Source organism: Flavobacterium tegetincola DSM 22377 (genome assembly GCF_000425485.1).
Classification (GTDB): domain Bacteria; phylum Bacteroidota; class Bacteroidia; order Flavobacteriales; family Flavobacteriaceae; genus Flavobacterium; species Flavobacterium tegetincola.
Window position 1 is genome coordinate 85,644 of sequence record NZ_AUDN01000023.1, and the last position, 23,149, is coordinate 108,792.

At 35.1% G+C, this 23,149-nt stretch carries 18 protein-coding genes and 1 pseudogene; 12 read left to right on the forward strand and 7 right to left on the reverse strand.

Annotated features, from left to right (window positions below; genetic code table 11):
• Positions 1-14: 14 nt before the first annotated feature.
• Positions 15-1,520, reverse strand: a complete 1,506-nt coding sequence (gltX, locus tag H602_RS0106465) for a glutamate--tRNA ligase (RefSeq protein WP_026977283.1) — start codon at positions 1,518-1,520, stop codon at positions 15-17.
• Positions 1,521-2,018: 498 nt separating this feature from the next.
• On the opposite strand from gltX, the gene H602_RS0106470 reads away from it, so the two are divergent.
• From H602_RS0106470 to H602_RS0106500, 7 genes are all read left to right on the forward strand, one after another.
• On the forward strand, positions 2,019-5,372 hold the full coding sequence (locus tag H602_RS0106470) for a DUF4175 family protein (RefSeq protein ID WP_026977284.1): 3,354 nt from the start codon (positions 2,019-2,021) through the stop codon (positions 5,370-5,372).
• A complete protein-coding gene (gene ybeY, locus H602_RS0106475) occupies positions 5,365-5,784 on the forward strand; it encodes an rRNA maturation RNase YbeY (protein WP_026977285.1) in 420 nt (139 codons plus the stop codon). Before H602_RS0106470 ends, ybeY begins: the two co-directional genes overlap by 8 nt.
• 90 nt (positions 5,785-5,874) lie before the next feature.
• Positions 5,875-7,746 (forward strand): tRNA uridine-5-carboxymethylaminomethyl(34) synthesis enzyme MnmG, encoded by a 1,872-nt coding sequence (gene mnmG / locus H602_RS0106480; RefSeq protein WP_026977286.1) that lies wholly within the window; start codon positions 5,875-5,877, stop codon positions 7,744-7,746.
• Position 7,747: 1 nt separating this feature from the next.
• Positions 7,748-8,275 (forward strand): hypothetical protein, encoded by a 528-nt coding sequence (locus tag H602_RS0106485; protein ID WP_026977287.1) that lies wholly within the window; start codon positions 7,748-7,750, stop codon positions 8,273-8,275.
• Entirely contained in the window at positions 8,265-9,125 is an 861-nt protein-coding gene (locus tag H602_RS0106490) for a class I SAM-dependent methyltransferase (RefSeq protein WP_026977288.1), read from the forward strand. Before H602_RS0106485 ends, H602_RS0106490 begins: the two co-directional genes overlap by 11 nt.
• Before the next feature lie 237 nt (positions 9,126-9,362).
• On the forward strand, positions 9,363-9,947 hold the full coding sequence (locus tag H602_RS0106495) for an OmpH/Skp family outer membrane protein (protein ID WP_026977289.1): 585 nt from the start codon (positions 9,363-9,365) through the stop codon (positions 9,945-9,947).
• A gap of 110 nt (positions 9,948-10,057) precedes the next feature.
• Positions 10,058-12,334: a helix-turn-helix domain-containing protein gene (locus H602_RS0106500; protein WP_026977290.1), complete on the forward strand. Its 2,277-nt coding sequence runs from the start codon at positions 10,058-10,060 to the stop codon at positions 12,332-12,334.
• Position 12,335: 1 nt separating this feature from the next.
• On the opposite strand, the gene H602_RS0106505 is transcribed toward H602_RS0106500, so the two are convergent.
• The 3 genes from H602_RS0106505 to H602_RS0106515 are packed head-to-tail and all read right to left on the reverse strand — an operon-like array spanning position 12,336 to position 14,499.
• The gene (locus H602_RS0106505; protein WP_026977291.1) at positions 12,336-12,725 is read right to left on the reverse strand and encodes a hypothetical protein; all 390 of its coding nucleotides are present in this window, start codon (positions 12,723-12,725) and stop codon (positions 12,336-12,338) included.
• Between the two features lie 4 nt (positions 12,726-12,729).
• Positions 12,730-13,878, reverse strand: coding sequence for a DNA polymerase III subunit (locus H602_RS0106510; RefSeq protein WP_026977292.1), 1,149 nt, complete (start codon positions 13,876-13,878; stop codon positions 12,730-12,732).
• Between the two features lie 51 nt (positions 13,879-13,929).
• Positions 13,930-14,499 carry a sugar O-acetyltransferase gene (locus tag H602_RS0106515; protein WP_026977293.1) on the reverse strand — a complete coding sequence of 190 codons (570 nt, stop codon included), beginning with the start codon at positions 14,497-14,499 and terminating at the stop codon, positions 13,930-13,932.
• Between the two features lie 117 nt (positions 14,500-14,616).
• On the opposite strand from H602_RS0106515, the gene H602_RS0106520 reads away from it, so the two are divergent.
• On the forward strand, positions 14,617-15,048 hold the full coding sequence (locus H602_RS0106520) for a hypothetical protein (RefSeq protein ID WP_157504944.1): 432 nt from the start codon (positions 14,617-14,619) through the stop codon (positions 15,046-15,048).
• Positions 15,049-15,124: 76 nt separating this feature from the next.
• Here H602_RS0106520 and H602_RS20335 read toward each other — a convergent pair.
• Positions 15,125-15,508, reverse strand: a pseudogene (locus tag H602_RS20335) (DUF3050 domain-containing protein).
• A 72-nt stretch (positions 15,509-15,580) separates the two neighbouring features.
• On the opposite strand from H602_RS20335, the gene H602_RS0106535 reads away from it, so the two are divergent.
• The 4 genes from H602_RS0106535 to H602_RS0106550 all read left to right on the forward strand — a co-directional run bounded on the left by H602_RS0106535 (position 15,581) and on the right by H602_RS0106550 (position 20,478).
• The gene (locus H602_RS0106535; protein ID WP_026977296.1) at positions 15,581-16,768 is read left to right on the forward strand and encodes a phosphoglycerate kinase; all 1,188 of its coding nucleotides are present in this window, start codon (positions 15,581-15,583) and stop codon (positions 16,766-16,768) included.
• Between the two features lie 207 nt (positions 16,769-16,975).
• Positions 16,976-18,928, forward strand: a complete 1,953-nt coding sequence (locus H602_RS0106540) for a LysM peptidoglycan-binding domain-containing protein (protein ID WP_026977297.1) — start codon at positions 16,976-16,978, stop codon at positions 18,926-18,928.
• Positions 18,929-19,013: 85 nt separating this feature from the next.
• Complete coding sequence (locus H602_RS0106545; protein ID WP_051224229.1) at positions 19,014-20,027, forward strand: DUF4837 family protein; 1,014 nt, start codon at positions 19,014-19,016, stop codon at positions 20,025-20,027.
• A gap of 4 nt (positions 20,028-20,031) precedes the next feature.
• Complete coding sequence (locus tag H602_RS0106550) at positions 20,032-20,478, forward strand: GNAT family N-acetyltransferase (RefSeq protein WP_026977299.1); 447 nt, start codon at positions 20,032-20,034, stop codon at positions 20,476-20,478.
• Here H602_RS0106550 and H602_RS0106555 read toward each other — a convergent pair.
• Together H602_RS0106555 and H602_RS0106560 are read right to left on the reverse strand one after the other, a co-directional pair.
• Positions 20,475-21,290: an OmpA family protein gene (locus H602_RS0106555; protein WP_026977300.1), complete on the reverse strand. Its 816-nt coding sequence runs from the start codon at positions 21,288-21,290 to the stop codon at positions 20,475-20,477. The two genes, H602_RS0106550 and H602_RS0106555, sit on opposite strands and share 4 nt — an antisense overlap.
• Positions 21,290-22,927, reverse strand: coding sequence for a S41 family peptidase (locus H602_RS0106560; protein WP_026977301.1), 1,638 nt, complete (start codon positions 22,925-22,927; stop codon positions 21,290-21,292). Before H602_RS0106560 ends, H602_RS0106555 begins: the two co-directional genes overlap by 1 nt.
• Positions 22,928-23,149 lie beyond the last annotated feature (222 nt).

The following is a 23,149-nucleotide window of genomic DNA, read 5'->3' on the forward strand; positions in this document are numbered from 1 at the left end:
AGGATTTATTTGTTTTATAAACTTGCGATTGCTTTTTCAATCCGCTTGATCGTTTCTTCTTTCCCGATAATCTCAATGATATCAAATAGGTGAGGGCCTTTTAAAGCTCCTACAACGCTTAATCGCAGAGGTTGCATTACTTTTCCCATTCCTATTTCAAATTCAGTCATCCAAGCTTTTACAGTCGTTTCCACATTCAGTGAGCTGAAATCTTCTATTTCGTTCAACAAATCAGCTACGTTTTGCATTAAAAGAGGTGTTTCTTCCTTCCAATTTTTTGTTGCTTTTTCGTCGTATTTTTCTGGTGCTACGAAGAAGAAATCTCCAAGTTCCCAAAATTCTTCTACAAAATTCGCTCGTTCTTTAATTGAACTTACAATTTTCACCAAAGTCGTGTAATCAATAGAAATTCCTTTTTCATATAAGAAAGGTGCAAACGCTTTCGCTAAATCATCATCACTTTGCAACATTAAGTAGTGGTGGTTGAACCATTTGTTTTTCTCCGGGTCAAATTTGGCTCCAGCCTTGTGAACTCGATTCAAGTCAAATGCTTCTACTAATTCTTCAAGTGAATATAGTTCTTTGTCCGTTCCGTCATTCCAACCTAGCAAAGCCAAGAAGTTAACAACAGCTTCTGGGAAAAATCCTTTTTCTCTATAACCTGATGAAATCCCTTCAGCAGTTTTCCATTCTAATGGAAATACGGGGAACCCTAATTTATCGCCATCTCGTTTTGATAATTTCCCGTTTCCAACAGGTTTCAAAATCAAAGGTAAATGTGCAAATTCAGGAGCTTCCCAACCAAATGCTTTGTAAAGCAAAAAGTGGAGTGGAAGGGAAGGCAACCATTCTTCACCACGAATCACGTGTGTCGTTTCCATTAAATGGTCGTCCACAATATTCGCTAAATGGTAGGTTGGCATTCCGTCGCTTTTGAACAAAACTTTATCGTCAAGTAAATTCGAATCAAATTTTATATCGCCACGAATGATATCTTTTAATTCTAAAATTTCATTCACAGGCGTTTTAAAACGAATGACATAATCTTCTCCTTTTGCAATTCGTTCGGCTACTTTATCCGCTTCAACGGTTAGTGAATTGTCCAATTGTTCCCGAATTGTATGATTGTAAATGAACGTGTTTCCTTGTTCTTCGGTGTTTTTACGCAATTGGTCTAAATCTTCCGAAGAGTCAAAAGCATAGTAAGCCCAACCGTTTGCAATCAATTGTTCGGCATAACTTTGGTACAAATGTTTCCTTTCGCTTTGACGATAAGGACCAAATTTTTCGTTCTTTCCAACCGTTTCATCAGGCGAAATCCCTAACCATTCCAAAGCTTCCATAATGTACTCTTCAGCACCTGGAACAAATCGGTTTTGGTCGGTATCTTCAATTCTCAAATAGAAAGTTCCGCCGTGTTTTTTAGCAAAAAGATAATTGAATAACGCGGTTCTAACTCCGCCAATATGTAAAGGTCCCGTTGGACTTGGTGCAAAACGCACACGAACTTGCTTTGACATTTTAGGTATATTTTTTTGCAAAGATAAGATATGTAAAATCTTTATTGCCACAGATTATAAAGATTAAAATGATTTAATCTGTGAAAATCTTTTTAATCTGTGTCATAAATTATTCCTTATTGCCTGTAATTTAAGCATTTTCACTATCATTTTCTTTAATTCTTGGAAGTTCCCCTCCATTTCTTTCCTAACGCAGAATTTTTAAGGTTTAATGAGTCGGGTCGGGCTGCCACTCCCGCTTTTATTGCTTTCTGCAAAGCAATAAAGAGCTCCGTTCACATCCCTAACTCGAATAATTTTGATTCATGAATTCCCTTTCATTTTTTAAAGATTCATTTTATACGAATATTTCAATGTTTCGGGAACTTTGCAAGACTATTAATTTGTGAAAATTTGTGCAATTTGTGGTTTATAACTTAAAAACCACTAACTTTTTTTAACATTTTAAGTTCATATAAATCATTACTTTTAGCGGTTATAATTAAAAGTGATTTCAATTTGGAAAACAAAGCATTGATTTATCAGAAATTAGAAGCATTTATCCGTAAATTCTACACCAACGAATTGATAAAAGGAATTTTATTTTTCGTCGGCTTGGGATTACTGTACCTTTTGTTTACACTTTTCGTCGAATATTTCCTTTGGCTAAAACCAGTAGGAAGAACGATTTTGTTTTTGACATTTATTATTGTCGAAGTTCTTTTAGTCGTTCGTTATATTCTTTTTCCAATATTCCAATTGTTCAAAATCAAAAAGGGAATTGATTACAATCAAGCGTCAATCATTATTGGAAATCATTTTGGCGAAGTCAGTGACAAGCTTACTAATTTCTTACAACTTTCAAAAGATGAAAATTCTTCTGAATTATTAATCGCTTCAATTGAGCAAAAAGCAAAATCGCTTCAGCCAATTCCATTTCAGAACGCCGTTAATTTCAAAGGAAATAGAAAGTACATTCCTTTAGCGATATTGCCAATTCTGTTTTTTGCATTTTTCTACCTTTCAGGAAATAGTAAAATGATTAGCCAAAGTTTGAATCGTGTGGTGAATTACAAAGAACAATTTACGCCACCAGCTCCGTTTGAATTTGTAATTCTGAATAAAGATTTACAAACACAAGAAGGAACAGATTTTACAGTTCAAGTGAAATCCGTTGGAAATGTAATTCCTGAAAACGCGATGGTTTATATAGATAATGAAAGTTATTTTATGGAAACTTCCAAAGCAGGAGTTTTCGAATATACTTTTTCAAAACCACAAAAGAACATTTCGTTCCACGTGGAAGCCAATAAAGTTTCTTCACACGATTACGAATTGAAAGTAGTGGAAGTTCCTACTATTGCAAATTTCGAAATGACGATTCAGTTTCCATCTTATTTGAATCGTAAATCTGAATCCATTCAAGGAACAGGAAATGCAATTGTTCCCGAGGGTTCAAAAATTACGTGGAAAATGGCAACTCAATCCACAGATATGGTAGAATGGACTGATTTTAAGACTAAATCTACTTTTACAGCTGATAATAACAGCTTTAATTGGAGTAAAATTATTTCACAAAACACAGAATATCAAATTATTACTTCAAATAAGAACGTTCAAAGCTTTGAGAAATTAAACTATCAACTATCCGTTATTAAGGATCAATTTCCTGTTATTGCTGTAAACAACGTTCCAGACAGTTTAAAAGTAGATGAAAACGTAATTGTTGGTCAAATTTCAGATGATTACGGTTTGTCGAAATTGCAAATTGTCTATTATCCGTCGAATGCAAAGAACAAAACATTTAAGAAAGAGTTAGCTGTAAAGCGTGATGTTTTTGACCAATTCATTTTTAGCTTTCCTGGAGATTTACCTGTAGAAGAGGGAGTTTCTTATGAATATTATTTCGAAGTTTTTGATAACGATGCTTTGCATAATTTCAAAAGTACAAAATCAACTGTTTTTTCTGAACGCATTCAGACGGTGCAAGAAAAACAAGACGAGTTGATGCAAGAACAAAATAGCAATATTAGTGGTTTGCAGAAATCATTAAAATCGCAAGACAAGCAACTTTCAGAATTAGATAAACTGCAGAAGTCGAACAAAGAGAAATCAAGTCTTGAATTTAAAGACCAACAAAAAGTAGATGATTTTATCAAACGTCAAAAACAACAAGACGAAATGATGAAACAATTTACGAAGAAGATGGACGAGAATTTGGATAAAATCAAATCGGATAAAAAGGATGAATTCAAAGAAGCTTTGCAAAAACGATTAGAAGAAAGCCAAAAAGATTTAGAAAAAAATCAAAAGCTTTTGGACGAATTGCAGAAGTTGAACGATAAAATCAAGCAGGAAGAATTGTTTGAGAAAATGGAACAGTTCAAACAAGTCAGTAAAAACCAAGCAAAAACTTTGGAACAATTGGTGGAACTTACAAAGCGTTTTTACGTTGAAAATAAAGCAGAACAAATTGCGGATAAGTTGGAAGAGCTTGCAAAGAAACAAGAACAATTATCTGAAAAAGAAGATAAGAACAATGCCGAGAATCAAGATAAAATCAACAAAGAATTTGATGCAATTCAAGAAGATTTAAAAGAATTGGAAAAGGAAAATGAGGAATTAAAAGCTCCGATGGATATTCCGATGGACAAAGAGCAAGAGAAAAGTATTGACGAAGATTTAGAAAAAGCGAAAGAAGAACTTCAGAAAGACAATGCCAAGAAAGCAAAGCCGAAACAAAAAAGTGCTGCGAAAAAAATGAACGAAATGTCGGGTGCGATGGAAGAAAGTACGGCTGGTGGCGACAAAGAACAAATGGAAGAAGATGTTGCGATGTTGCGTCAAGTAATGGATAATTTACTTTCGTTTTCATTTTCACAAGAAGACTTGATGAAGAGTTTTCAAAATTTGAAACGTGGTACGCCTTCGTATAATAAGTATTTAAAAACACAGCAAGATTTACGATTGCAATTCCAGCATGTAGATGATAGCTTGTTTGCTTTATCGTTACGTAATCCACAACTCAACGAGACTATTACAAAAGAGATTGGAAACGTACATTATAATATTGAAAAAGCGTTAGATAATTTGGTTGAAACCAATGTTTCTCGAGGTACGTCTCACCAACAATACACGATTTCAGCTGCAAATAAATTAGCGGATATGTTGAGTGATGTTTTGAATAATATGCAAATGTCGCTTTCAGGTTCAGGTCAAGGCAAGCCAAAACCAAGCTCCGGAAAAGGGGAGATGCAATTACCAGATATTATGATGAAGCAAAAAGGTCTTGGAGAAAAAATGAAGGAGGGAATGAAGAAAGGTAAAGAAAGCGGTAAGAAAGAAGGTGAAGGTAAAGAAGGAGAAAGTGGACAAAAACCAGGTCAGAAGCCAGGTCAAAAACCGGGACAATCGGGTAGTGGTGGTAAAGATGGTGAAGGTGAAAATGGCGAAAACGGTGAAGGAAATGCCAAGGAAATAATGGAAATTTACAAAGAGCAAAGACAATTGAGAGAAGCTTTGCAAAATGAATTGAACAAGAAGGGAATGTCAGGAAGTGGTCAAGGTACTTTGGATAAGATGAAAGAAATCGAAAAGCAATTGCTTAATGAAGGTTTTAAAAATGAAACTTTGCAGAAGGTTTTGAATTTGAATTACGAATTGCTCAAATTGGACAAAGCTATGCAACAGCAAGGGGAGGAAGAGAAAAGGCAAGCTGAAGCCAATACAAAGCAATTTGACGGTAGTAAAGGCGCTCTAACTCCGGCATTGAAAGAATATTTAAACAGCATAGAAATATTAAACCGACAAAGCTTACCTTTGCGCTCGAATTTTAGCCAGAAGGTTAAGGAATATTTTAATGTAAATGATTAGTTTTAACTACGAAACAGATTTTGAATTAGGTAACGAGTCCGCTTTTGAAGATTGGATCTCTCGTGTAATTTTATCGGAAGGTAAGAAGGAGGGAGACATCAATTACATCTTTTGTGATGATGAGTATCTACATAAGCTCAATGTCGAATACCTAGAGCACGATACACTAACTGATGTCATCAGTTTCGACTATTCTGTCGGAAACGAATTGCACGGCGATATCTTTATCTCTGTCGAAAGAGTTGCTGATAATGCTAAAGATTTCGAGGTGTCTTTTGCAGACGAATTGCAGCGTGTTATAGTTCATGGCATTTTGCATTACTGTGGCTTTAAAGATAAATCTCCTGAGGAAGAAGTTAACATGCGAACTAAAGAAGAAGAGAAAATCCAAATGTTCCACGTGGAACAATAAGAACCAAGTATCTTGATTGAGATTAATTGTTCCACGTGGAACAATTTAATGGATTGGTTAATTTGGTTTAAAATTATACAAAGAAAATAGATGTTTGAAGAGATTTATGATGTGATTGTTGTTGGAGCCGGACATGCCGGTTCAGAAGCAGCCGCTGCTGCAGCGAATATGGGTTCTAAAACTTTATTGGTTACAATGAGTTTACAGAACATCGCTCAAATGTCTTGTAATCCTGCCATGGGTGGAATTGCAAAAGGTCAAATTGTGCGTGAGATTGACGCTTTGGGTGGCTATTCAGGAATTGTTTCTGACAATACCGCGATTCAATTTAAGATGTTGAACAAGTCGAAAGGTCCAGCAATGTGGTCGCCGAGAGTTCAAAGTGACCGAATGCGTTTTGCAGAAGAATGGAGAATGATGTTGGAAGGGACGCCTAATCTTGACTTCTATCAAGAAATGGTGAAAGGATTGATTATTGAAAATGGAGTTGTAAAAGGAATTCGTACTTCGCTTGGAACTGAAATCCGTTCGAAAGCGGTTGTTTTAACCAATGGAACTTTCTTGAATGGATTGATACATATTGGCGAAAAACAATTTGGTGGAGGTAGAGCTGGAGAAAGTGCCGCATACGGAATTACCGAAGATTTAGTGAAAGCTGGTTTTGAATCTGGAAGAATGAAAACAGGAACGCCTCCTCGAGTGGATGGCCGTTCTTTGGATTATACCAAAATGAATGAAGAATTAGGTGATGCAAAGCCTGATAAATTCTCTTATTCGGACGAAACAAAACCGTTGGTTCATCAACGTTCTTGTCATATGACTTATACTTCTTTGGATGTTCATGATATTTTGAGAGAAGGTTTTGACCGTTCGCCAATGTTTAATGGTAGAATTCAAAGTATGGGTCCAAGGTATTGTCCATCAATCGAAGATAAAATCAATCGTTTTGCTGATAAAGAAAGACATCAATTGTTTATTGAGCCAGAAGGTTGGAAGACGTGTGAAGTTTATGTAAACGGATTTTCGACTTCTTTGCCGGAAGACATTCAGTATAAAGCTTTGAAATCAGTCGCTGGTTTTGAAAAAGTCAAATTTTTCCGTCCAGGATATGCTATCGAATATGATTACTTTCCACCAACACAATTGAAACATACTCTTGAAACGAAGTTAGTTTCAGGTTTGTATTTTGCTGGACAAATTAACGGTACTACAGGTTATGAAGAAGCGGCTTCGCAAGGATTGATGGCTGGAATTAATGCACATTTGAAAATTAATGAAAAAGAACCGTTGATATTGAAACGTGACGAAGCTTATATTGGCGTTTTAATTGATGATTTAATTACGAAAGGAACAGAAGAACCTTACAGAATGTTTACTTCAAGAGCGGAATACAGAACGCTGTTGAGACAAGATAATGCAGACGAACGATTAACTCCAAAAGGATTTGCAATTGGTTTAGCTTCGGAAAAGCGTTTGCGAAGAATGGAACACAAATTCAATGAAGCAGAGAAGATGGTTAATTTCTTCAAAGAAACAAGTGTAAGTATCGCAGAAGCAAATCCAGTTTTAGAGGAAAAGGGGAGTGCTTTAGTTTCCCAATCGGATAAGATGTTTAAGATATTTTCTCGACCTCAAATTGATTTAGCTGATGTAATGAAGTTTGAAAAAGTAAAAGAATATGTTGCTAACGCTAATGTAGACCAAGAAATTTTAGAGCAAGCTGAAATTCAGGTTAAATATTCTGGATATATTGAGAAGGAACGAAACAATGCAGATAAGTTAACTCGGTTAGAAGATGTAAAGATTCCAGAGAACTTTGATTACGAAAAAATCAAATCGATGTCGATTGAAGCGAAACAAAAACTGTCGAAGATTCGTCCAGTCACCATTTCTCAAGCGTCAAGAATTAGCGGAGTTTCACCAAGTGATATTTCGGTATTGCTTATTTACATGGGAAGATAAAATGAGTGTTTCACGTGGAACAACTTTGTTAAGGCTTGTGAATAGTAGGTTAGTTGTGATTCTGATTTTAATTCTGATTACAGTTGGTTGCGGAATCCAAAAGCCTAAATACTTTATTGAAGATTATGTGTTGGTTCCAAATGGAAAAGAGATATTAGGATACGATGGTTTAACGGCCTTTGTTTTTGAAAATAATAAAAAGAGTATTCCTTTTCAACAATTTTTGGCAATACAATATAAATTGCAAACACTCAATGAAAGAGAAATACCATTTGTATTGAATGATAAAAATTTCATACTACATGTTTACGATTCAGATGAGACGTTGAAATATATAAATACATTTGATTTTGCATTGAAAAATCAAATTCCTGATCTATCGAAAATGGGAAATCAAGAAGATTTCATTGTATTATCTGTTACTAATGATACCAATGAAGATTGTTTAAGTGACAATTCCTTATATCAAAATATTACCATAAAGTACCTCCAAATTTTAAAAGAAGAATATTTCAGCAATGACAGATAACGCTAAAAAGATTTATTTAACGGTCAAAGACTTTTCGGTTTCCAAAGAAACTTTTGCATTGTATCGCGATGTAAAATACGATATGTTGATTACGTTTCCAAAACCAAGCTTGATCGATTTACCAAATTATTACGAAAGTGAAGATTACATTTCGCATTCAGATAAGAAAACTGGATTGTTTAGCAAGGTGTATCAAATTGTGCGAAGTTTCACTTTAAAAAATAAATTAAAAGTAATCGAGCAGTTTCAACCTGAAAAAGGAGCGTTGTTGGACATTGGGGCGGGAACGGGACATTTTCTGGATTTGGCACAGAAAAACAATTGGACGGTTACAGGAATAGAACCCAATGAGGGAGCGCGAAAAGTAGCTTCTGATAAAGGGATTATTTTTGCTACAGATATCCAATCATTGGAAAATAACAGTTTTGATGTAATTACAATGTGGCATGTTTTAGAACATGTACCAGATTTAGATGAACAGGTGAAACAGTTAAAGCGGATCTTGAAACCTAATGGAACAATTGTCATTGCGGTTCCAAACTTCAGATCCTTTGATGCAAAATATTATAAGCGGCATTGGGCGGCTTTTGATGTACCTAGACATTTGTGGCATTTTTCGAAAAAGTCGATTAAGGTGCTGTTTCAAGAAAAGAACATGACCGTAATTAAAATGCTACCGATGAAGTGGGATGCATTTTACGTAAGCTTGCTTTCTGAAAAATACAAGAAAGGATACATGAACTTTTTTAAAGGAATAGTGATGGGTCTCAGATCCAATTGGAAAGCAAAGAAGCGTTTTCAGTATTCATCGATCATTTACGTCATAAAAAATGATAAAAATACAAAATAAGGCGATTTAAGACACGTTTGTGGTTTTGGATAAGAATTAATATTACTTTTTTTTGAAAGTTTCTTAGAACTAATTAATTTAATTCAATATTTCGGTTATTTCACTATTATAAATGTTTTTGTCATAATTAAAATCTATATTACTTCATTTGAAGTAGATTAATTATAAATTTCAGAATCCAATACTTTTTTACTATTTTTGACGTCCAAATAAAAAATTAACTTTCACATTTATAAAATGAAAAAATCACTTTTGATTATCGCTCTTGCTGTTTCAATTATTTCTTGTAACAAAGAGCAAACTACCACTTCCAACGAAATGAAAACAGCTTATGTGGATACAGCCAAATTAATGGAAGAGTATACTGAGGCAAAAGATTTAGAAGCAAAATTTAAATCGAAGTCGGAAGCGGAAGCAAAGAAATTTGAAGTTGAAGAAGCTAACTTTAAAGCGGAAGTAGCTAATTTTCAAAAAAACGCGCAAGCCAATGGTCAGGCATGGGCTCAACAAAAAAACGCTGAATTAGAGCAAAAACAACAACGTTTGCAATACGCAGCTCAAAGTGTGGGTCAAAAGTTGCAAACTGAAAGTGCTACCGAAATGGACAGTTTGGTAAAAGGTGTAAAATCTTTTATTAAAGGTTACGGAAAAGATAAAGGATACGACTTTATCTATGGTACAGGAGATGCAGCAACGGTTTTATATGCAAAAGATCAATATGATATTACTGCAGAGGTAATTAAATTGATCAATGAAAAATATGCAGCAGATGCAAAGAAAGAGCCTGCTACAGATGCTGAGAAAGAAGAAGCAAAAAAATAATTTTGCTAAACAATAGAATAAGCCTTCCTTTGGGGAGGTTTTTTTTTGGATTACTTTTTTTTGTAGATTTGATACCTGCATTATATTTTTAATACTTATCTCTATGCCAAATGGATACTATTGCTTCAACCGCTGATTATGTACTTAAGTTTGTCAATCAAACCAATCGTTCTGTATTTCTAACAGGAAAAGCAGGAACGGGAAAGACTACGTTGCTAAGAAAGATACTAGAAACTACACATAAAAATGTGGTGGTGGTCGCGCCAACGGGTATCGCTGCGTTAAATGCAGGTGGAGTAACCGTTCATTCGATGTTCCAATTGCCTTTTGGCGGTTTTATTCCTGATAAAATTTTCCAAAACGACTTTTCCAATAACATTAAATTCGAGAACAAGAACACTTTGGGAAGACATTTCCGAATGAATGGCGTTAAAAAAGCAGTCATTCAGAATATGGAATTGTTGATAATTGATGAAGTCAGCATGTTGCGTCCGGATGTTTTGGACGCCATGGATTTCATGATGCAGACCGTACGAAAAAAGAAAGTTCCATTTGGTGGAATTCAAGTACTTTTTATTGGCGACTTATTGCAACTACCTCCCGTAATTAAGGATGAAGAATGGAATGTATTGCGAAAGTATTACGGCGGAAAATTCTTTTTCCACTCCCAAGTGGTGCAGCAAAATCCACCTTTGTACCTTGAACTTTCTAAAATTTTTAGGCAAGACGATAACACGTTCATTGATTTGCTGGACAGTTTGCGTAACAATACCATTTCTGTGGAACAACGCGACACACTTAACAAGTACGTTCAGCTTGATTTTGATCCAAAGAAAAACGAAGGGTACATCATGTTGACCACGCATAATCATAAAGTGGACGCCATAAATAAGGAAGCGCTGTCTGAATTAGTTGGCACAGAAATTACTTTAAGAGCCGACGTAGTAGATGATTTTCCAGATAAAATTTTCCCGATAGAAGCAGATTTGAAACTCAAAAAAGGCGCTCAAGTCATGTTTGTCAAAAATGATACTTCGGCGGACAAAAATTTCTTCAACGGTAAAATGGGTTTGATTAAGTCCGTTTCTAAAAATGAAGTTTTGGTTGAATTTCCCGAAGAAAAAAAGGTAATTGAAGTAGAACGTTTTGAATGGAAAAACATCCGTTATTCTGTAAATGAAACTTCTAAAGAGATCGAAGAAGAAGTTTTAGGAACGTTTACACAATTTCCATTAAAATTAGCTTGGGCAATAACGGTTCATAAAAGCCAAGGTTTGACCTTTGACAAAGCAGCGATTGATGTTTCGCAAGTTTTTATGCCTGGACAAGCTTACGTTGCGCTTTCTAGATTACGTTCCTTAAACGGTCTTATATTGCTATCTCCATTAACCATGAACGGCTTTTCCAATGATAAAGAAGTCATGCAATATGCCGAAAATAAGTGTTCAGAAGAAAAACTAGCGCATGAACTGCAATTGGACACGCAGCATTTCTTGTATAAATCGCTGACTACTACTTTCGAGTGGGAAAATTTATTGCAAGAATGGCGCAATCATTTGTTTTCTTATAAAAATGATGAAAGTAGATCTACGCAATCTTTGCATGCCGTCTGGGCGAAAAAGCAGTACGATGCGTTGGACAAAATAGTTCCGCTTGCACAAAAATTTATAAGTCAACTGCATTCTATTTTCCGACAACCAAAGGTCGATTTAGATTTTTTACAAGAACGTTTTACCGCAGCGTATAATTATTTCATGCCTGTTTTAGATCAAATGGTGTACGACTTATTATTTAAAATGGAAGAAGTAGTGCGTCTTAAAAAAGCGAAGGGATTTTATACTGAACTTCTTGAATTGGAAAATGCACAAATCAAAACCGTCTTGAGTTTAATGAAAGCGCAAAAATTAATTATTGTGGTGCTTTCGGGACAATTGATGGACAAAGATAATTTAACTTCGTATGAAATTAAAACGTACAAAGGCACAATTTTGCAAGCGGTAAAAGAAGATTTTAAAGATCAAAGAGGAACTTTAGTCGAAGATAATGTGGATGAAAACCGCTACACTTCCACAAAAAAGGAGAAAAAAATCCTGAAGAAAAATACTTTTGAAGAAACGCATGAAATGTGGTTGGAAAATAATTCAATTGAAGCTATTGCTATCGCTCGAAAATTAACCAAACAAACCATTTCTGGACATATTGCTAAACTTATTGAAGCCGGAAAAATAGATATTAAAGACGTTTTACCTTCATTACTTCTTGAGAAATTAGAACAAGCATTTTACGGCTACAGCGAAGAATCACTTAATCCTTTAAAAGAAAAGTACGGTTCAGAATTTTCGTGGGATGAATTAAAGATGTTTAAAGCAAATTTGAATCGCGTTTAATTTAACTCAACCAATAACACGCTATAATTGCCGGAATAAAGTAAATCACAATCGTTTTTGCACCTTCATATTCCTTTGCCATTCGTTGTCCAACAAGTAAGAAAATCAAGGTAATACAACTCATTACGGCTCCATAAAATCCAAAAGTACGTTGGTTGTTCATCATTAATTGTAAAATTCCAGCTAAACACAAAATTCCAGAAATTAATTCTAAAACAAGAATTATGAATAGGGAAGCAGGAACCATATTTTTAATAGGTGTCTTTGCAAAATGTCCTTTTAACCAACCTAAATTATCTTGCCAATACATCGTTTTATCATAACCGGATTGAATAAATGTGGCGGCTAACAAAAGTAAAACAAGGATGAAGGGGATATTACTAGTGATCATATTTTTATTTTTTGTGAATTAAACGAGTCAGTTTTATAGATAAATCGGTCAGTATAATTTTAGCATTTCCGTTACGTTCGATGTGATAAATGGCGTCAGAAAGTTCAGCAAAAATAGCGTCAATATTACTACCATTGACAAAAGGAGCAAAATTTTCGAGTTTAAACTTCGCAACTTTAGGTTCCATGTATACCAAACTGGTGGTTTGATAGTTAATCAGTAAGGCTTGACGAAACATTTCAATACAATAATTCAAGAATTTTTTTTGTGTCTCTCGACCGATTCCAGCAATGGTTTCGCTCCATTTTATCAAATCGCTAATGGCACTTGCATTTCCTTTGGCCCGAAAAGCCGCTCGAACCCATTGCACAAACCATTCTTCAAAAGCAGTGTCTTCGCCATTTTCATTGATTAATTTCAGCGCTTTATTGAAATTGCCTTGAGCTTGGTGCGCTAATTTCTTTGCATCGCGTTCTTCAATATTAAATTGAGTCATTAACCTTTCGGCAATGTTATTTTCGCTTAAACCATTAAAATGCAACACTTGACAACGCGATAAAATCGTTTGAATAATATCTTCTTCATTTTCGGCAACAAGTAGAAATAACGTTCGATCCGTTGGTTCTTCCAATAATTTCAACAATTTATTAGAAGCGGCAATATTCATTTTATCGGCCATCCAAATGATCATCACTTTATAACCGCCTTCATAGGATTTCAACGATAGGACACGGACAATTTCTTGTGCATCGTCCACGCGAATTTCCCCTTGTTTGTTTCCAGCTTCAAGAAAATTGAGCCAATCAAACAAACTACCGTACGGATTCTCCTTTAAAAAAGCGCGCCAATCGGTAATGAAATCAATGCTTTTTGGCTTGGTTTTGACGTCGGTTGTAGTAACCGTTGGATATACAAAATGCAAATCCGGATGCGTCAGGTTGCTAAACTTTAGATTGCAACTTTCATTTCCACCTTCATTTTCGCCACTAGAATTTTTGCACAAAATATATTGAGCATAAGCTATGGCTGTAGCCAAAGTTCCCGAACCTTCTGGACCGACAAAAAGTTGAGCATGCGGAATCCGGCCGGAATCTGCACTTTTAGTAAGGTGATTTTTGAGGTGCTCTTGACCAATGATTTCTGAAAACTGCATTTGACAAAGATATTCAAAACGGTTAAAATCGAAACATTTCGGGAACTAAAATTACAATTCGTTATTTTCATTCAGTTTCCGAATGACTTTCGCCGGATTTCCAACGGCTAAACAGTTTTCAGGAATGTCTTTTGTAACCACAGAACCAGCTCCAATAACACTTCCCGAACCAATCGTTACACCCGGACAAATTACAACTTGACCACCTATCCAACAATCATCACCGATATTTACTGGTTTTGCAATTTCGGTATTCTGACGTTCTAATTTATTTAGCGGATGTGAGGCAGTATAAATATGAACTCCAGGTCCAAATAATACATTTGAACCAATTGTGACTTTCATGGAATCCAATACGACACAATTTACATTAAAGAAAACATTTTCACCGCATTCAATATTATAGCCATAATCACAATGAAATGGAGGTTCGATATGAACTACATTTTTTGAATTCGACAACAGTTCTGCAATTAGTTTCCGCGTACTTTTATTCATCCAATATTCGGTGACATTGATTTTATATAATAGTTTTTTGGCATGAATCCGTTCCTTAACCAGTTCTTTATTAGCAGCTGAATAATTTTCACCTGATAGCATTTTCTCTTTTTCTGATTTCATGAAAATAGGTTGTATGTTATAAAATAGTTGTAAATTGCTTAAAAATACCTACTTATAGGGATTTTTACCAGTAGTTAAGCGATGTATTTTTACACCATCAAAATTAAACATTTGATTATGAAAAATCTTCTTTTTATCCCAACCTTATTTTTTGTAATTTTTCTAACGTCAATTATTACGAGCTGTTCTTCTACGGACGAAAATAGTAGAGTTGAAGTTGCTCGTGGAGCTAAGACCGATAGTAATTCCATTGTGTTTGAAAAAAGTGCAGCGTCTGATTGGAAAAATAAGAAGGTAGAAGTTAGTTTTGAAGATGCTTTTCAAAAATTTTCACCAATAGATGCTTTTGCACAAAACGGTAAAAAAGTGGGATACGGTTTATCCAATAACAACCTGAAACAAGGTTTGACTATTAAAATTAAAGTATCTGATTCCATTACAAATTCACAGAAAATAAATGAAATAATGGTTGAAGGATTTGATTTGGAAAAAGGAATCAATGAATTTACCATTGGATGCAATGAAAACAAAGCCTATATTATTTATTAGAGATTTACGCCAATTAGAAGATTTAAAACTAAAACCGTATAAATTATTTTATACGGTTTTTTAGTTGTTAGTTACACTAGGAGGTTATCATTTTTTCTTTCTTCAATACAATAGCATCATGAATGCCGTTCCAAAGTGCAAGTCGTTGTTGCATTGATTTAATGGATGCTTCTTCGGCTTCTTGCCAAAAATTGGCATCGGTACCGCAAAGTTTGAAAGTCTTTTCTAAAGCGAGATTACTGTGATGGTCGCTATCCATTTCAATATGTCGTTCCAAATAATATTTAAAAATTCCAAGCGAATCTGGTAATTTCTAATGCATAGCAATCACTGTGGAGTGAAACATTGCAGGAATCAAATCTTCCCTGCCAAAAGTAAAAAAGGCTGCTTGTAGATGACTTTTGCCAGGATTAATGCAGTCAAAAGTATAATTCACAAAATTTTGGGAGCAGTCTATCATTTCGGCCACCTTTTAAAATCATACAAAAATCCTATATTTGTCTTTCTCAATTAAAATAAAACACAAGCAAATATGAAAACCCTTCAAGATTTTAGTTTTAAAAATAAAAAAGCATTGGTTCGCGTGGATTTTAATGTGCCTTTGGATGCCGAATTTAATGTAACCGATGCCACCCGAATTCAAGCTGCAAAACCAACCATTGACGCCATTTTAGCGGATGGTGGAAGTGTTATTTTAATGTCGCATTTAGGAAGACCAAAAGGAAAAGAAGAAAAATATTCATTAAAGCATATTGTTGCAAAAGCAAGTGAAATTTTAGGACACGAGGTGAAATTTGCCACAGATTGCAGAGGAGAAATTGCGCAGGATGCCGCAAATAATTTGCAGACTGGCCAAATTTTATTACTAGAAAATTTACGTTTTTATCCAGAAGAAGAAGCAGGAGACGTGGAATTTGCCGAAGAATTAGCGTGGCTGGGAGATATTTATGTAAACGATGCCTTTGGTACAGCCCACAGAGCACATGCCTCAACCACCATTATTGCACAATTTTTTCCGGATGCAAAGTGTTTCGGGAACTTATTAGCAGCCGAAATAGAGAGTTTGAATAAAGTGTTGAAAGATTCTAAAAAACCTGTTACCGCAGTATTAGGCGGTTCAAAAGTATCTTCAAAAATCACGGTTATTGAAAATATTTTGGATAAAGTGGACCACTTAATCATTGGTGGCGGAATGACTTTTACGTTCATCAAAGCACAAGGCGGAAAAATTGGTGACTCTATTTGCGAAGACGACAAACAAGAATTGGCGTTAGAAATTTTAAAAATCGCTAAGGAAAAAGGCGTTCAAGTACATCTGCCTGTTGATGTTATTGCAGCAAACGCTTTTTCAAATGATGCAGAAACAAAAATTGTAAATGTAAATGAAATTCCTGACGGATTGCAAGGTTTAGATGCTGGACCAAAATCATTGGAACAGATTAAAAAAGTAATTTTAGAATCTAAAACTATTCTTTGGAACGGACCATTAGGTGTATTTGAAATGGAGAAATTTGCTAATGGAACTATTTCGTTAGGAAAATATATTGCAGAGGCTACACAAAACGGCGCTTTTTCTTTAGTAGGCGGTGGCGATTCTGTTGCAGCTGTAAAACAGTTTCATTTGGAAGATCAGATGAGCTATGTTTCCACTGGTGGTGGGGCAATGCTGGAGATGTTGGAGGGTAAAACGTTACCAGGAATTGCAGCCATACTAGATTAAATATTCTTGTTAATATAATAATTATAAAAAATTTAAGTTATAGCATGTAATGATTTTGTTATAAGATTATTATGTTTGCATTGTGATGCATCTGGTTGAAATCTAACTTGATACCTACCAAGTTAGATTTTGACGCATTATAAAATAAATTTGAATGCTTGTAATGGCTTAATATTTGTTGCAAGCAATTAACCAAAAAATAAATAAATGAATACAAGAAATTTAGTCGTTGCCGCTGCCTTAGTGATTTCGGGAACCGTTTTTTCGCAAGATTCAGTTTCGTCTCAAATCAATCCTCCTTTAGTAAAACTTTCCTATCTTGATTCTGTAAAAGCCAGTTTTGTCCATGATGAAGTTGCCGCTTGCGTAGACAGTTTGTGGTTAAAAGAATTGACCAATCAAGATATTTTTCCTGAGCTACTGAATGACATTGCCACAATGGACATTGATGAAAAAGTGGATTATGAACTTTCTACGGAACTTTTGAAAAAACGTTTTAAGGAAATGGATGCCAAATCTCCTTTCAATATTCAATACAATCCTGCCGTTGAAAACGTAATTAAATCCTTTTTGAAAAACAGAAAAAAATCTTTTGAGCGCTTGATGGCTATTTCAGAGTATTATTTTCCAACTTTCGAAGAAGCATTGGCAAAGCAAAATGTTCCTCTAGAAATTAAATATTTATCAATAGTAGAATCAGCATTAAACCCAAAAGCAGTTTCTAGAGTAGGAGCTACCGGTTTGTGGCAATTTATGTATGCAACGGGTAAAGAGTATAATCTGAATGTAGATTCTTTTGTTGATGAAAGAAGCGATCCCATCAAATCCAGTAAAGCAGCGGCTCAATACATGACCAATATGTACCGTATTTTCGGGGATTGGGAATTGGTTTTGGCATCTTACAATTCGGGAGCGGGAAATGTTGCAAAAGCAATCAGACGTTCTGGAGGTCAACAAAACTATTGGAACATCAGAAAATATTTACCAAAGGAAACACAAGGATATGTACCTGCATTTTTAGCAACAATGTATATTTATGAATACCACAAAGAACACGGAATTGTACCGAATCGCGCTTTAGTAAAGCATTTTGAAACAGACACTGTAATGGTTAGAAAAGAAATGAGCTTTAAGCAAATTGCTGATTTAATGGATGTTCCGGTTTCGCAAATCCAGTTGTTAAATCCTGTTTATAAAATGAATGTGGTCCCTTTTTATCCAGATAAGCCTCATTATTTAAGATTGCCAAAAGAAAAAATTGCGGTTTTTACTTCTAACGAAGATAAAATTTACGCTTACATAGATAAAGAACGTGATAAAATTGAAATGCCTTATTTTGTTTCTAGTTCAAGAGTAGCTTCTAATGATACCGCTTCAAATTCAAAATATAATACCAAAACGAAATACCATACTGTACGTCGTGGCGAAAGTTTAGGTTTAATTTCTAATAAATATAATGTTGCCGTTTCGGATTTAAAACGTTGGAATAACCTACGAAGCAGCACAATTAATACAGGTTCAAAATTAAAAATTGTTTCTATAGTAAAGGAAGCTGTTCCAAAATCCAAAGTAGCGCCAACAGTTGTTGAAAAAGAAAAAGAGACGGCTGTCGCTTCTTCTGATGTAGAAACTTCAGATGATGACGATAAAGAAGTAACGTTTTACACCGTGCAAAAGGGCGATAATTTATCCACAATTGCACGAAAGTTCAATATTTCGGTGGCTGAATTGAAAGAGTTGAACAACTTAGAAGATTCCAATGTAAAATTAGACAGCAAACTGAAAGTCTTGAGAACGGAAGAAGTTGCCGTAGTTAAGAATGAAATTGACATCAAAAACTTCTTAACTTACAATGTAATTAAAGGCGATAATTTAGGATCTATAGCCAAGAAATACAATGTGTCGGTAGCTTCACTTCAAGAATGGAATGATTTGAAAGACAACAATGTTGTAGTAGGGAAGAAAATATTAATTTTATCAGACAAAAAACAAGTGGTTTCTACTACTGAAAAAACAGCACATTACTTGGTCAAAAAAGGCGATTCTTTATTTAAAATAGCACAAAAATTTCCTGGAATAACGGTATCTGATATAGAAAATTGGAACGGAATTAAAGGCAATGATTTGAAACCGGGTATGAAATTAAAGATCAGCAGTTAAATTGTAAAGAATAAATTTTTAAAATAAATTTTAAATTCCTTATTTGGCTGGTCCATTTAAGGAATTTATTTTTGTAAAAAGAGGTATGTCAAAAACGAATCTAAAACGGCTCACTTACAAATCACCAAATAAATTTGCTGTGGTATTTTCTATGGTTCTGTTTTTTGCAGTTTTAAGTTCTTGTAAGAAACAAGAGGAATTGAAACCCGAAGCTCCTGCCGAAATCAATGCGCTTGCTATAGCAATCAATGATCAACTTTGGAGCGGCGAAATAGGCGACAGCTTGCGCAAAAAGTTTGCCGCACCTGTTGACGGACTTCCGCAAGAAGAGCCACTTTTTACCATCAAGCAATTTCCAATTCGATTGTTTGATGCCAATAGAAATTCCAACACCAATATAATTCTAATAAAGAAAGAAGAGCAAAATAAATACCAATTGATTCAAGATCGGTATTTAAAGCCGCAGAATTTGGTAGTGATTTCGGGAAAGACAAATGCCGAAATTTTGAAGTACATTGAGGAAAGTGCCGATTCTCTTGCAACTATTTTTCGGGAAACAGAAATCAAACGGAGTCAGACTTTAATTCGAGAAAATCTTTTAAGCGATGCGCCAATAACCAAGCGATTCAAAATCTTGTTGGACGTGCCAGCAACTTTTAATTATGTTGTGGAAAAACCTAATTTTATTTGGTTGAAGAAAGAAATTTTAAGCGGAAACACGAGTATTTTAGTGTATAAAGTGCCCTTTAAAACGTTGCTTAAAAATGATAACATCGTGAATAATATCATCGAAATGCGCGATAAAGTTGGTGCTCGATATATTAAAGGAAAAGAAAATAACAGCAGAATGATTACTGAAGAATCCTACGCACCGTATTTCGATATCACAGTAATCGACATGAAAAGGGCTTACGAAACTAAAGGCACGTGGGAACTTAAAGGCGATTACATGTCGGGCTCTTTTATCAATTATGCTATATTGGACCGCAATAAAAAGGAGTTTATCATTATTGAAGGTTTCTGTTACGCACCTTCCACTTCCAAACGGGATTTAATGATGGAACTAGAAGCAATTATTAAATCAGTCAAATTTTTATAAATACATGAAATTACAATTCGAAATAAAGCGTTTTAACGCACTATCTACCCTTGAACTTTATCAATTGTTGCAATTAAGAAGTCAAGTCTTTGTTGTAGAGCAAAATTGCGTTTACCAAGACATTGATGGTAAAGACGAGAAAGCAGTGCACGTATTGGGCAAAATGGACGATAGAATTGTAGCTTATTCTCGCATTTTTAAACCAAACGACTACTTTGACAACGCATCGATCGGTAGAGTAGTGGTATCAGAAAATGCGCGAGCTCATAAATTTGGATTCGATTTAATGCAAGAAGCCATTGCAGCAGTGGGTAGTGAATTTGGAATCCAACCCATCACCATTTCCGCACAATTGTACTTGAAAAAATTTTATGAAAGTCTGGGTTTTCAGCAAGTGAGCGAAACGTATTTAGAAGATGGAATTGAACATATTGAAATGGTACGCGACTAGATCTTGGTAATTACCAATTCTACTCTTCTATCGTACTCAGTACCTTTTCCAAGCGGAACCGTATTACCATATCCTTTAAACGTCATTCGTTCTTTGGGAACCCTTTTTAGAATTAGGTATTTGTAGACAGCTTCCGCTCGATTGTGCGATAATTTTCGTTTTCTAGTATGACGATCAATCGCTTCTTTCTGCTGTTTTGGTGTACAGCAAATGTGTCCTTGAATTTCAAAGTGAATGTTTTTATTGCGCAGCAACACGCGTGCAAGTTTACTTAAATCCGACTTTGCTTTAAACGTTAAAAAACTACTTCCGCGGTCAAAAAGCAAATCGTCTAGATAAATATGATCGCCAATAACATGGGTTTTCTGAACGGTATTGTAAAATCCAGGAAGCTGAATTTTAGGCAATGGTTTTAAGTTCAAAACCACATCCACACGCCGGTTTTTAGAGCGGACTTCCGGAATATTGTCCACAATATCGTCGTCAATCATGATTCTGCCTTTCCCTTCAATTGTAACAATTACCTTGTTGGTAATCCCATTTTTTAAAATTTCTTGTTGAATAGTATTCGCACGGTTTTGCGATAAAATAAAATTATAAGCTTCTTTTCCACGATCGTCGCAATACCCAAAAATCTCGATGGTTTCAATTCGGGTAGAATCGGTAGTACGGATAAAATCCACCACGCTTTGCAATTGTTCGGACTTCAAGCTGAATTTGTCAAACTCAAAATAAACCGAATGAATCACTTCCTCCTGAGCATGTAGTATTCCAATGAAAAGCAGCGGTATGAATTTTAAAAATCGAAACATTATTGTAAAAGTATTTTATTATATGCTGCAGGATTATTTAAAATTGCAGACGCCTTTTTAATTTCAGAGTTGCTTTTTAAATAATATTTATACAATCCTTCTCGGTATTGATAGCGCAAAATCAACTCATCTACCATTAAATTTTTAATTTCATTCTGGTGCTTGTTGATCAAAACGTCTTCACTTTTCTGAATGGCAAGCGCCAATTGGTTGTACTCTGCTTTTATGGATTCATCAATGCCTTCCTTTTGTGCCAATTCAAAGGCTTTTTTCAATGTCTTTTGTGTTTCTGTATCCAAAGAAAATGCAGCTTTTTTCAAAAACTGCTTGAAAGCCGTGTAATCCGCATCAGTCAAAACTGGTATTTTTTCGCCAAGCGAAGGATTTCGGTAAAAGTAGTCGGTTGCAAAATTAAATAGAGCGTCATTTTGCTGCAAAGCCTCTGAAATTGGATTCAATTTGGTTTCCTCTAAAGCAATGTCTGGCGAAATGCCACCACCGTCATAAACCGTTCTGCCTTTTCGGGTTTTGAAGGCATTGTAATTTTTGGCATCCGTCCGAAGTGCTTTTCCACTTTCGTCTTTCTGACCGTAATCTAGCGCTTGAATGCAGCGTCCGGATGGCGTATAATACCGCGAAATGGTTACTTTAACTTGTGTTCCATAAACCAAATCAATTGGTCGTTGAACCAATCCTTTTCCAAAACTGCGACTCCCAATAACCACCGCTCGGTCCAAATCTTGTAACGCACCTGCCACAATTTCTGAAGCAGAAGCACTCTTTCCATCTACCAAAATCACTAATGGAATTTCTAAATCTACGGGCTCAAAAGTGGTTTTATAGGCATTATTGTGTTGTTCAATTTTTGATTTAGTGGTGACTATAATTTCATTTTTAGGAACAAATAAATTACAAATATTCACCGCTTCATGTAGAAGTCCGCCAGGATTCCCTCTTAAATCCAGAATGATTTTTTCGGCACCGTCTTTCTTTAAACTTTCCAAAGCAGCTTTTACATCCGTTGATGCTTTTCGGTTAAACTGCGTTAGAACAATATAACCTGTCTTATCGTCCACTTTGCCAAAAAACGGAACCGCTTTTACTTCCACTTCTTCTAAAACAAGTTGTGTAGTTGCAATTTTTCCTTGTCGTTTGTACTTAATAGCAATCTTTGTGTTTTTTGCTCCTTTCAATAATTGTGAAATATCGTCCTTAAAATCCACAATATTTATGGTTCCAATTTGGATAATTTCATCACCCGCTTTTAAACCTGCTTTATCGGCGGGATAATCTTTGTACGGTTCTCTAATGATCAGTTGGCCTTCCTTTCTAGAAATAACAGCGCCAATTCCGGTATATTCTCCCGTAGCATTGATTTTAAACTTAACCACATCCTGCTCGTTGAAGTAATTAGTGTACGGATCTAAATCGGCAAGCATCGTTTTAATTGCCTTATCCATCATCTGACCCGGATTGGTCTGATCCACATAATTCATATTTACAGTTTTAAAAACTTCCGTAAAAATTTCAATTTGCTTGGCAATTTCAAAGAAATCATCTTTAAAACTCGTGCTTATAAAAAAAACACCCGCTGCTACCACAGGAAGTACTATTCTTTTTCTAATATTAATTTGCATGCTTAAATGTGTTGGAACGTGTCATTAAAATTGGTTACTAAAATAAACATTAAATACAGAAAAATAGCGGATTACAACAAAACCTTGATATTTAAGTACAAAAAGTTTTACTTGGGCGTGCCCCTTTACGTTCTCGTCTTGAAGGACGAGAACTTAAAGGGTCGGGCTGTACGTTCCCGCTTTTATTGCTTTCTGCAAAGCAATAAAGAGCTCCTCTGCCAT